At 61.1% G+C, this 11,829-nt stretch carries 6 protein-coding genes and 1 pseudogene; all 7 read right to left on the bottom strand.

The window, feature by feature from the left end; genetic code table 11:
• Positions 1-97: 97 nt before the first annotated feature.
• Entirely contained in the window at positions 98-2,362 is a 2,265-nt protein-coding gene (locus N4Q37_RS06750; protein ID WP_260956230.1) for a TonB-dependent receptor, read from the bottom strand.
• Positions 2,363-2,835: 473 nt separating this feature from the next.
• Positions 2,836-3,894, bottom strand: coding sequence for an ABC transporter substrate-binding protein (locus N4Q37_RS06745; protein WP_260956229.1), 1,059 nt, complete (start codon positions 3,892-3,894; stop codon positions 2,836-2,838).
• 133 nt (positions 3,895-4,027) lie between these two features.
• A complete protein-coding gene (locus N4Q37_RS06740; RefSeq protein WP_260956227.1) occupies positions 4,028-5,080 on the bottom strand; it encodes an ABC transporter substrate-binding protein in 1,053 nt (350 codons plus the stop codon).
• 19 nt (positions 5,081-5,099) lie between these two features.
• Positions 5,100-6,260 (bottom strand): LLM class flavin-dependent oxidoreductase, encoded by a 1,161-nt coding sequence (locus N4Q37_RS06735; RefSeq protein WP_260956225.1) that lies wholly within the window; start codon positions 6,258-6,260, stop codon positions 5,100-5,102.
• A 363-nt stretch (positions 6,261-6,623) separates the two neighbouring features.
• Entirely contained in the window at positions 6,624-8,495 is a 1,872-nt protein-coding gene (locus tag N4Q37_RS06730) for an ABC transporter ATP-binding protein (protein ID WP_260956223.1), read from the bottom strand.
• Positions 8,488-10,262, bottom strand: a pseudogene (locus tag N4Q37_RS06725) (ABC transporter ATP-binding protein). Before N4Q37_RS06725 ends, N4Q37_RS06730 begins: the two are co-directional and overlap by 8 nt.
• 130 nt (positions 10,263-10,392) lie before the next feature.
• Positions 10,393-11,661 carry an acyl-CoA dehydrogenase family protein gene (locus N4Q37_RS06720; protein ID WP_260956221.1) on the bottom strand — a complete coding sequence of 423 codons (1,269 nt, stop codon included), beginning with the start codon at positions 11,659-11,661 and terminating at the stop codon, positions 10,393-10,395.
• Between the last annotated feature and the right edge of the window lie 168 nt (positions 11,662-11,829).

The raw sequence follows: 11,829 nt of genomic DNA, 5'->3' as shown, positions 1-11,829 counted from the left end.
ACAAGCAGGAGCTGGCTTGCCAGCGATGACGGCCTTCAAGGCGATGCAAGGCTTGTGAACTTTATCGCCGGCAAGCCGGCTCCAATGATGGGCAAAGTCAGAAGCGGCTGGTCACGCTCAGGCCGACGGTGCGCGGGTCGCCGTAGGTGATGACGTATTGACCCAGGGTGCCATTGGGGCGGCCGTGGACCTGATAGCGTCGATCGGTAAGGTTGTTCACGAACCCGGTGACGCTGAGCTTTTCGTCCGCGCTGAACCAGGTCAGGCGGGTATTGGCCAGGGTGTAGTGCGGTTGGCTCAGGGTTTTGTCGGCGCTGCTCTGGCGGTCGGCAAGGAAGTATTCCTTGTCGCGGAAACTCACATCGCCGCCAGCCACCAGCTTGCCGCCGATTTCCAGTGGGAAAGTGTAATCGGCACCGAGTGACACCACGTTGCGTGGCGAGCGTACGAAGCTGTTGCCACTGTTGTCGCTGGTGACCTCGCCGGTGTTGGGGTTGGTGTTTTTGAAGTCGGTGTATTCGGTGTCGAGGAAGGACACCGCCGCCCGCAGGTGCAGGTAGTCGGTGGGCTGGCCTTCGAGCTCCAACTCGGCACCCTTGACCTTGCCTTTTGCGCCGTTGGTCAACGCGGTGGTCAACACCCCGTTGTTGACGGTCAGCAGGTTTACCTGAATGTCCGCATAGTCGTAGTAGAAAAGGTTGGCATTGGCCGTCAGGCGGTGGTTGAACCACTCGGATTTGACGCCGATTTCATAGGCATCGAGCTTTTCCGGATCGACGGTAGTCAGCTGGGCGAGGCTGGTGGATAGCCCGGTATTGAAACCGCCGGAGCGGAAACCATGGGCATACCGGAAGAATATCAGCACGTTGTCGTTGATCCGGTATTCCGGGGTCAGGTCATAGGTCCAGGCTTCCCAGGTTTTGTTCTCCTGGCGATTGCCGTTGGTGCCGCTGCCTCCCAACGGTATCAACGGGCCGTTGGCCGAGGTACGGGTCAACTGGGTCAGGTCGAGGTCGATGTCTTTCTTTTCCTGGGTCCACCGCAGGCCACCGGTCACGGTGAAGTTGTCGGTGAAGTCGTAGGTCAGGTTGCCGAACAGCGCGTAGCTGTCGGTCTTGTGGTCGTAGTTCAGGCTCCGCAGGTCCGTGGCGCCGATCTGGTTCGAGCCGGTGCCGTTGGGCGTTGGCCCCGGAGTGATGATGCGCTGTGCCGAGCTGTCGAGATCTTCATGGAAATAATGGGCGCCCATCAGCCAACGCAGGGTTTCCTGCTGTGGCGAGGCCAGGCGCAGTTCCTGAGAGTACTGGGCGTATTTGTTATCGGAAATCGCCGCACCGTTGACCTCGAAAGGAGTGAAGTCGGCGTCACTGGTGGACTGGCCACGAATGTAGTCATAGGCACTGATGGAGGTCAGGGTGTAGTCGCCCAGGTGCCAGTTCAGGGTCAGCGATGTGCCGTCGTGATCGAGTTTGGAGTCCTCATTGACGTTAAGCGCGATATTACGCCCATTGGGTCTCTGGTAACCGACATTGAAGTAGCGCCCGACCGGCAGCGAGCCGTTGCTGCCATCGCCCTTGAATTCACGACTGTGGATCTTAAGCAGGGCATCCAGGTCCGGGTTCAACTGGGCGAGGAATTGCAGGCGCACGGCTTTCTTGTTGACGTCGCCGTAGGTGTTGTCGTCGGTGAGGTTTTTCTGAAAGCCGTCGCGTTCTTCGGAATACAGCGAGACCCGTGCGGCGAGTCTATCGTCCACCAGTGCGCCGCCCAAGGCGCCGCTGATGATGCGTTCATTCTTACTGCCGAAGCCGATAGTGCCGAATCCGTCGGTGCCGAAGGTCGGCTTTTTGGAAATGATATTCACGGCGCCGGCTGTGGTGTTCTTGCCATACAAGGTGCCTTGAGGCCCTCGCAGGATCTCGATACGTTCCAGATCGAACAGCGGCCCGCCACCGGCGATCGGCGCATTCAGGTAGACGTCATCGGCATAGATCCCCACCGGAAACACCGTCGCTGCGCCGGTATCACCGGTGCCCAGACCACGGATATACCAGCGTGGCCGGCCATCGCCGTCAGGGTTTTTCGCCGAAGTGTTGGGCACGAAGGTGGTGATATCGCCCATGTTGCGCACGCCGTCTGCGACGAGACTGGTGCCTTGGACTGCCGACACCGCCACCGGAACCTCTTGCAGGGTTTCTTCCCGGTGTTGCGCGGTCACGGTCACGGTCTTGAGTGACGGTTCCGTGTTGGTCTTGTTGCTGTCGGCTTCATTGGATTGTGCTGCCAGCAAGCCGTCGCTGACGCCCCCGGCCAACAGCAGGATCAACCCTATACTTTTGCTGATTGGATTAAGTTTATGCATTTTGATCTCCCCGTTAAAGTATTGCTACAGAGGGCTTGAGCAGAGATCGTGCCAAGTGTTTTTACTTGTTTTTTAGTTTTGTTATGATATTGAATTAAAAGGATTTTTATTTTTTTAAAGTTTGTTTTGACGTCGAGTTTTAAGAGCTCTGTTAGTTGGATAAAGTCTGGCTGAAATTGCCTGTCATTGATTCAGCAGAAGTTGCTTGGCGGGTGCTGCTGGAGCAGCAGTAGCGGGGCGCAAAACTGTTGCTGCACACGCGCCACGGCAGGAGCCGGTTTCGGCGATGACGTGTCATGCGGTTGGTGGGCTGGTCCTGCCAACGAGCCGGCTTGCCGGCGATCAGACCTCTGGAGTTTGCGGTGACCTTGAGAGCGCTATCGCTGGCGAGCCAGCTCCTACAGTTGTGTGTTTTCGGTTCTGCTGTAGGAGCCCGCTTGCTGGCGATTGGCTGGATGGGGTGACGAAATGCCTCAAACCGCAACGCGGGATGTCGAGCCAACGACCTTTTCCAGCACGCTGAAATCAATCCACTCGCGTACATCGAAACGCCGTGGAATGAAGTTCCAGCGATGCAGAAAATCGGTGAAATCCTGCAAGGCTTCGATGGAGCGGGTATCCAGGGTCGTGCGCAGGCGGCGGTGGGCATCTTCGCCGTAGGCCGCCGCCACCCAGTACTCGCTGGTATTGAGTTCGCGGGCGAGAAAGCGCCGGGTTTCATCCGGATTGGCCCATGCCCATTGCTCGGTGCGCAGCACGGTATCGACGATTTTGACACTGGCATCGAAATGCTCGTGTAGTAGGTAGGTGTCCACCGTCAGGGTGCGCGGCGTGCCGTTGTTGGAGCGAATTAGCGGGTCGGGGTGGGAGCCGGTGTCGATCACCACCTGCAAGCCGAATTCATTGGCCAGATGCACGGCGTGAGCGCCCTTTAGGAAGATCGCGTCGATGTCTCCACGCAGCAGGCCGATCAGCTCGTTGTTACGCTGGCTGAAGCGGGTGACGCCCAGGCTGACTTCCGAACCGTGCACGTGCTGCTTCTGATCGTCGCTGTAGGTGCCTCCATAGGGGTAGTCCACCAGTTCCACGTCCGACACTTCCAGACCTTCGAGTCTGAGGGCGTTTTCCAGGCCACGCAGGGCCTGGGCGCGGGTGAAGTCGATCTGCACATTGGCCCATTTCGGCAGGCCGAAGCGGCGGTTTTTAAGATCGCGAACAGTCTTCACGCCGCTTTCCATGGTGGTCAGGATCAGTTGTACCTCGTCGCTCCACGACAGCCCCAGTACCCGGGTCTGCACCCCGCTGGAATAAGCCCAGATGGCCGGAATATTGCCGCCGTGGCGCACCGAGTTTTTCAGATGATGGTCGTAATGGGCTTCGCGAACTTCCCGTTCGCTGGACTCGCGCAAGGACTGGATATTGGTACCGAATGGTTGAAAGGCTTCCGCCAGGCGCCCAGACTGCACGGCGATGCCGAGGCCGGTGGGTACCGGGCTGTGGGTATACCAGAGTGTATCGAGAGGTTTGCTCATAAGGGTCTTCGTTCGAATCCGTGAAATGGGAAACCTTTGTAGGAGCCCGGCTTGCCGGCGATGAGGCCGTATGATCAGTAAAATGCTCAAGGTCGCCACCGCCGGCAAGCCGGCTCCTACCTGCTCCTACAGATCAGCCCGCCAGTGCGGTGGTTCTGTCTTGCAACGCGTCCAGGGGCCGGCGATCGATCCAATCGCGCGCATCGAAGCCGTTCGGAATGAAACGCCAGCGATGCAGGAAGTGAGTGAAGTCCTGCAAGGCATCGATGGCCTGCTCATCCAGCTCCGTGCGCAGGCGCAGGTGGGCATTGTCGCCATAGGCAGCACTGACCCAGTACTCGCTGCTGTTGGTTTCCCGGGCCAGGTAGCGACGGGTTTCTTCCGGGTGGGTATGGGCCCAGTGCTCGGCCCGCAGCACCGAATCGAGGATGCCGCTGGCGACATCGAAATGGTTGTCCAGCAGGTTCAGGTCCACGGCAAGCGTGCGAGGCGTACCGTTGTTGCTGCGAATCAGTGGTTCCGGATGGGAGCCGGTGTCGATCACCGTGTGCAGGCCGAACTCATGGGCTTGTCGGGCGGCGCTGGCGCCTTTGAGAAAGATTGCGTCGACCTCGCCCCGCAGCAGGCCCACCAACTCCAGATTGCGCCCTTCGGCACGTTGCGTACTGACCGGTGTGCCGTTCACGCTACGCACCTGCGGGTCGCTGAATGTGCCCTCGTAACGGAAGTTGACCAGCTGCAGGTCGCCAACCTGCAGCCCCTCCAGTCTGAGGGCGTTTTCCAGGCCGCGCAGAGCCTGGGCACGGGTGAAGTCGATTTGCGCGCAGGCCCAGTCCGGCAGGCCGAAACGGCGCCCCTTGAGGTCTTTGACAGTTTTGATGCCGCTGTCCGCGCGGGTCAGGATCAATTGCACTTCGTCGGCCCAGGACAGGCCGATGACCCGGGTTTCCCGCCCTTGGGCCCGGGCCCAGATTGCCGGGATATTGCCGCCATGGCGTACCGAGTTGCGCAAGCTGTGATCGAAGTGCGATTCACGCACGGCCTTGTCACTAGACTCGCGTAGCGATCGGACCTGCGTGCCGAGGGCGCCGACAGTGTCTTGCAGCCAGCCTTTCTGCACGGCGATGCCAAGCCCGGTGGGGACCGGGCAGCGGGTGTACCAGAGGATATCGAGGGGGGCCGTCATTGTGGATCTCCCGCAGCGCTCAGGCGCTGGCTTTCAAATGGGTCGCCGCGGTCGCAACGGGGCGTTGGTGCACCAGGGGCAGGACTTCCTGGCCAATGCGCAGGGCTTCCTCCAGATGAGGGTTGCCGGCGAGGATGAACGTCGAGAAACCGGCATCGCGGTATTCCACCAGGCGTTCGGCGATATTTTGGTGACTGCCCACTAGGCCAACGGTCGGCCCCGGCTTGGCCTTGGCGAATCCAGCCCAGAGATTAGGGCCGATGATCAGATCGTCGAAGCGGTCGATGTTCTGGTGATAGGCCGTTTGCCGTGCGCCACCAACCGAGTCCGAGCCGCTGCTGAAGTCCTTGGCGACCACGCTGCTCTTGCCTTCGAGCTTGTCGAACTGGCGACGCAGATCACTCCAGGCCAGTTCTTCGGTTTCCCGCGCGAACAGATCGACGCGCAAGCCAAAACGCACGCTGCGCCCTTGTTTGTCCGCCAGTTCGCGCACGCGTTCGATATGGGGTTTTAGCTTGTCGATGGGCTCAGCCCAGTTCAGATAGACGTCGGCGTGTCTGGCGGCCACGTCCAGCGCAGCGTCGGAGAAACCGGAGAAGTACACTCCGGGTTTGCGTTCGTTATGCAGCCCCTGGGGCAGGGCGCCGTTCTCCAGTCGGTAGATATCGCCTTCGTAGGAGAAACGCTCGTTTTGCCAGAGACCCTGGATGATGTCGAGGAATTCGCCGGTACGCTTGTAACGCAGGTCGTGTTCCAGGAAGTCACCATTGGCCCGCTGACTGGCCGGGTTGCCGCCGGTGATGATGTTCCACTCCAGGCGCCCATGGCTGAGGTTCTGCAGGATCGCCGCCTGCTGCGCGGCGTAGGCGGGCAGGGTCCAAGTGGCCTGGAAGGCGATCAGGAACTTGATCCGCCGGGTTTCCCGGGCCAGGGCAGCCGCGGCGATCCAGGGCTCCGGGCCGGTGGGCAGCAGGGCGCCTTCGAAGCCGGCGAGCTCCGCGGCTTTGGCCACTTGGGCGATGTAGTCGATATAAGTGAAACCGTCCGGCTCACCGTTGGGCAGGCGCCCTGGAGCGATATTGCCGGGGCGGTGGTCCGGATTGCCGCGATTATGTTTGTCAGTGGTCAGTTGCGGGCCGTCGGTGCCCAGTGGCAGGCGCCAGAAAAACTCAGTGCTCATGGATGCTCCTGATTCAAGTACGCGTTGCGTCGCGCGGGCGCGAGGATGACTGGTCAAGGCGGTTGCAACGGACATGCCATGGTCGCGGGAGGGTTGCAGACCAATAGGGCTGGGGGGATTTTGTCCTGGGAGAGGGGGAATGGGGGGCAAAGGTGCTTCTGTAGAAGCAGTCCGTCAGCAGTGGTTGCTGAGGACGCAACAGGCGCGTTTCGCTTCAACCTGCCAGTCGTTATCGCCGTAGGAGCCGGCTTGCCGACGATAGGTCCTCGAGCCTTGTGCCGGTCTTGAAAAAGCTATCGCTGGCAAGCCAGCTCTACAAAGGGGGGGCGGGTAACCCAATCAGGGGGAGCGGTGGGGCTGGCTTTACTCACGCCGCAGCGATGCGCAGGTTTCTTCGAGGGTGGCGCGGGCTTCGGCGCTACGCAGGTAGGTCTGGTAGAGGGCCGCATAGGCACCGCCCTGATCGATTAAGCGGCTGTGAGGCCCTTGCTCGACCAGACACCCCTGTTGAATTACCGCAATGCGGTCGGCATCGCGGATGGTTGCCAGGCGGTGGGCGATGATGATGGCGGTGCGGCCTTTGCAGAGTCGGCGAAACGCCCGCTGGATGCGGCGTTCGGTGTGAATGTCGACCGTCGAGGTCGCTTCGTCCAGCACCAGCACCGTCGGGTCCGCAAGGTAGGCACGCACCAGGCATACCAGTTGTCGCTGACCATGGCTCAGGTACCCGCCCAGCGGCCCGACCTCAGTCTGGTATTGATGGGGCAGGCGCTCCAGTACTTCATCCGCCCCCAGCTCCCGGGCCGCGGCGATCAGACTGGCATCGTCGGCATGGGGAGCCGCCAGGCGCAGGTTGTCGAGAATGTTGCCGCTGAACAGCACATTGTCCTGCAATACCACGCCAACACTGCACCGCAGCTCACGCTGGGCGAGATCGCGAATATCGATGCCATCCAGTTTCACTGCCCCCGACTGGACCTCGTAGAAACGCGTCAATAACTGCACCAGCGTGCTCTTGCCGTGACCCGATGGCCCGACGATCGCCAGCACTTCACCGGCGGGTATATGCAGGTCCAGGTCATTGATCACCGGTGTCTGACTGCTGGCGTCATAGGCAAAGCGCACGCGCTCGAAACTCACTTCGCCACGCGCCCGGCCAAGACTGCGGGGTGTGGCGTCGTCGCTGATGTCTGGCCGGGTGTCGAGCAGCAGGAATATCCGTTGCGCCGAGGCCGAGCCGGTGGCGTAGCGCTCGAACAGGTCCGACAGTTCCTGCAAAGGCCCGAGAAACAGGAACACATAGAACAGGCTTTCGGCGATCTGACCCACGCTCATGTTCGCCTGTGCCAGCCCATAAGCGCCCACCAGCAGCAGCACCGCCATGCCGGCGGAGCTGAGCAGGGCGGTGAACGGCGCGAACCAGCCGGTCTGCAGGCTGCCACGGATCAGCGCCTGGTTGAAGTCATCCAGCAGGCGGCGATAGCGGCGCAGGTTCGGCGTTTGCTGGGCGCACTGCTGCAACATGCGGGTGCCACTGACGCTCTCCACCAGATGCGCGGTGAAGCGGCTGCGATTTTCCGCGACCTTTGCCCAGTTGCGCTGGGAAATGCGCTTGAAACTCCAGGTCGCCAGCACCAGCAGCGGCACCGTGGCGGCGAGGCTGAGAAAAAAGCGTGGATCGATCCGCCACAGCATCACCGAGGCCAGCCCGCACCGCAGCAAAGCTCCCAGCAACTCGGGCGGTCCCTGGATCAGCAGCGATTCAAGGGCGTCAACGTCGCGGTCGGCGCGAGAAATGATTCGCCCGGCTTTGGTCCGGTCGAAGTAGCCGACGCTCAAGCTCTGGACATGGGCAAAGACTCGTACCCGAAGATCGTTGAGGACCTGGATCGCCGCACTGCCGGCAATGAACTGCGATGCACCGGCCAGCATGAAGCGCCCCAGCCAGCTGGCCTCCAGCCCCAGGCCAAGCCAAAGCACCAGGCGCTCATCCAGCAGCCATTGGTTGTCCTGTTGAATCAATCCTCGGTCCAGCAGCTCACGAATGAACCAGGGTCGCAGGAACACCGTGAACACTAGCAGCAGCTCGATCCCGATGACGCCGAAAATGTGCCCGCGAATCGGTTTCAGCAACGGCAGCAGGCGACTGAGCATACTGCGATCGAGCGCTTTTTTTGCGAGCATTTCTTCTATTTCAATATCGCTCAGGGCTTTGCCAGCGATTGGGTTAGCCATGGTCGATCCCTAGCAGGTCGCGGTAGTCCGGATGGTTTTTCAGAAGTTCTGCATGGGTGCCGTTGGCAGTGATCTTGCCGTCCTGGAGCATCAGCACGCGGTCAGCCAGGAGAATGGTCGAGAGCTTGCTGGAAATCACCAGCAAAGTGCTGACCCGACCTTGGTCGCGAAGCAGCCGGCGCATGTTGTTCAGCACCTGGCGCTCACTGATGGCGTCCAGCGCGCTGGTGGCATCGTCGAGACAGATAATGTCCGGTTCACCGAGCAGTGCGCGGGCCAGGCTCAGACGCTGGCGTTGACCGCCTGATAGCGTCACGCCGCGATCGCCCAGCGGCGTGCCCAAGCCTTGGGGGAGTCGTTCCAGCACTTCTTCGGAGGCGGCCAGGCGCAAAGCGTGCAACAGCTGTTGATCGCTGGCACCAGGGGCGCTCAGGCGCAGGTTGGCCGCCAATGTGTCGGAAAATACAAAGCTTTCCTGGGGAACCACGTGCACCCGGCGCCGCAGCTCATCCAGGTTCAACTGGTGGATGTCTTGCCAGCCGGCGCTGTCAGAGCCCAGTAGCAGGCGGCCGGAGGTCACATCGCTCAGGCGTGGCAGGAGGCTGGCCAGCAGGCTTTTGCCGGTCCCGGTGGCGCCCACGAGGGCGACGACTTCACCCGGGTCAGCGAGCAATCGTGAAGGATGTCCAGACCGCCACCGGGTGCTTTGACACTGACCTGTTCCAGCTTCAATCCAAGAGGTGTATCGGGCAGCGCTGCGTTGCCGCTACGGATCGCCTCGGGTTCATCCAGCAGTTGCCAGATGCGCTCGGCGCTGGAACGGGCATCGGCGAAGGTCTGCATCACTCGACCGATGCCTTCTATGCGAAAAACCAGGGTGGTGGCGATCAGGAGCGAGGTCACCAGTTCACCGATGCCCAATCGGTCGTTTGCCACCAGATGGGCACCGTAGACCAGAATCCACACATGCCCCAGGGCGACTATGGCCTGGGGCAAGGGAGTCCGCGAACTGGAGTAGGCGAGGGCTTGCCGGGCATGGTCGGCGAACAGCGCCACCTGTCTGGCGAAACGCTGGACGCGGCTGTGTTCGAGGGCGAAGGACTTGATCACTCGCACGCCGCCGATACCTTCGCTGAGGTCCTGATTGACCCGGTCGTAGGCCTCGCCCACGGAGCGGTCGAGGCTGACCAGGCGATCAGTCTGGCGCATGAAAATCCACAGGCCGAATACGGTCAGCAACAGAGGCACCACCCCCAGCAACGGGTCGTACCAACTCAGCAGACCGACCATTGCCACCACCACCAGGGGTGTTTCCACCACTTGGCGCCAGAAGCTGATTAGCGCATCTCGAACTTTGTCGGCATCGCGGGTGGTGCGCGTGATCATTTCGCCCATGCCGTGCTGCCAGTGATAGTCCAAGTGCAGGTTTTGCACCTGTTGCAGGATACGCTCGCGCAGGCGGGTCAGAAGTTCCTGGCTGAGAACCAGGGACAACACGCTGGCGGCGTATTGCAACACACCGCGGCCGAGGGCTACGGCGAGCATCAGCCATAACCAGTACCAGCCAAGGCTGGCGTCCAGGCTGCCATCGGTCTGCCGCGCCACCACCCGTCCGGCGCTGACGTCGTTCACCGCGTGGCCGATCAGCCATTGTTGCCAGACCAGCCCGAGGTTCACCGCGAGGTACAGCGCCGCCACCAGGGCGAAGCGCCAGGGCATTTCCCGGTAAATCGCCAGGCTGCGCAAGAGAGGGTGTTTTTCGGTCATGGAAGAGCTCTGTGCAGTGCCCCGTGGCACCTTCGCCGGACACAATCTCGTAGGAGCCGGCTTGCCGGCGATGGGGTCCTGAATTTCATACCGGTTATGCCCGCTCCTTCAGGGGAGTTGGGTTTGGCGATCAACGTGTCGGGCTGGTCGCGCCCTGTTTTTCCTTGGCGTTGAGGATCGCGGTGTATTCTCCTGGGTCGACGCCGTTGAGGTAATAGTTGCCAACGTGATGCAGGCGCCAGCGGATCGGGTCGTGGGTGGTATGTACCCGGGCATTGCGCCAGAAGCGGTCGAGGTTCCATTTGGTCAGCGAAGAGCTAGCGCCGAGCAGGGAGAAGATGTCGCTGGATATCTTCAACGAGGCGGCATCGGAGTGGGCGCGGGCGGTGGCCACCGAGAGAATCAGCTCGTCCTGCAATTCTTTGTTGTCCGGGTCCTGCTCGTGCTGGTCGAACACCCGCGCAGCATCGCGCAGTAACGATTGCGCCCCGCGCAGGGCGACGGCGTATTCACCGATCTGCTTGATGATGTGCGGCTCTTCATTGGCATGATCGACGCCGCTTTCCACCCAGGGCCGGGCGTGATGCCTGAGGTAATCCACTGCTGCCGTCAGGGCGCCTTCGGCGATACCGGTATCGATGGCGGCATGAAGAATCTGCGGGAAGGTCAGCCCCGTACGCTTCATTGGCCCTTTGTGTTGGGAAACGAAGCCTTCATCGAGTTCGATGTTGTCGAAGATTACCGTGCCGCTGACCGAGTTTTTTTGGCCGAAGGCTTCCCAGTCGTCCACCAGTGTCAGGCCCGGGGTATTGCGGTTGAGCAACACCCCGGCGCCGCCGTCGTCGCTGGCGGCTGTCAGGGAAATCCACTCGGCCAGGTAAGAACCGGTCGAATAGAACTTGCTGCCATTGAGGATCAGCTTGCCGTCAGCGCGGCGTTCGACCCGGGTCTTGAGGACAAATTTGTTCTTGCCGCCGACTTCCGCCAAGGCGTTGCCAAAACGCTTGCCGGCCAGCACATCGCGGATCAGTCGATCGCGGATTGCGTCGGAGTAGCCGCTGAAAATTCCCCGCAGCATGACGTTGTGAATTTGCAGCAACTGACCGACACCACCATCAGCTACTGAAATGAGGCGTACGGTTTCGACAATCGTTTCCACCGACGCACCCAGCCCGCCAAACGCCTTGGGCACACCGATGGCGGTCAGCCCGCAGGTGGACAACAGGTCCGCCTGACGCCGGGGTAACTGGCCGTTCTGGCTCGCATCTGCGGCAATCTCGGCAATCTCCAAGGCCACTTCCCTGGCCGCGGCGATGGCTTGAGCCTCGCTCTGGAGCTGGCGTATCGGCGCCTGTTCCAGCAATGGTTGTGTGGCGGGGTTACGTTCGAGCGTACTCATTGTTCTACCTCTGATAATGGAGCGGGTGAGGGCGCGAAAACTGCACAAATCGTCCTGCAAGGGGATGTGTTCGTCGGGGGTTGCCTCGGGCTTAGGCAAGTTCTGCGCCAGCGTCTGCAAAAGCCTGTTTCGCGCAGGCCTGGATGCAGTGACGAGGCGAGAGGTGTT

This window comes from Pseudomonas citri (genome assembly GCF_025336485.1).
In the GTDB taxonomy this organism is placed as follows: Bacteria; Pseudomonadota; Gammaproteobacteria; order Pseudomonadales; family Pseudomonadaceae; genus Aquipseudomonas; species Aquipseudomonas citri.
This window is presented reverse-complemented; position numbering and strand designations above follow the sequence as displayed.

Excerpts from the sequence above, each read along its gene's own strand:
- N4Q37_RS06750 (WP_260956230.1), bottom strand. The coding sequence starts at position 2,362 with ATGCATAAACTTAATCCAATCAGCAAAAGTATAGGGTTGATCCTGCTG.
- N4Q37_RS06740 (WP_260956227.1), bottom strand. The coding sequence starts at position 5,080 with ATGACGGCCCCCCTCGATATCCTCTGGTACACCCGCTGCCCGGTCCCC.
- N4Q37_RS06745 (WP_260956229.1), bottom strand. The coding sequence starts at position 3,894 with ATGAGCAAACCTCTCGATACACTCTGGTATACCCACAGCCCGGTACCC.
- N4Q37_RS06720 (WP_260956221.1), bottom strand. The coding sequence starts at position 11,661 with ATGAGTACGCTCGAACGTAACCCCGCCACACAACCATTGCTGGAACAG.
- N4Q37_RS06735 (WP_260956225.1), bottom strand. The coding sequence starts at position 6,260 with ATGAGCACTGAGTTTTTCTGGCGCCTGCCACTGGGCACCGACGGCCCG.
- N4Q37_RS06730 (WP_260956223.1), bottom strand. The coding sequence starts at position 8,495 with ATGGCTAACCCAATCGCTGGCAAAGCCCTGAGCGATATTGAAATAGAA.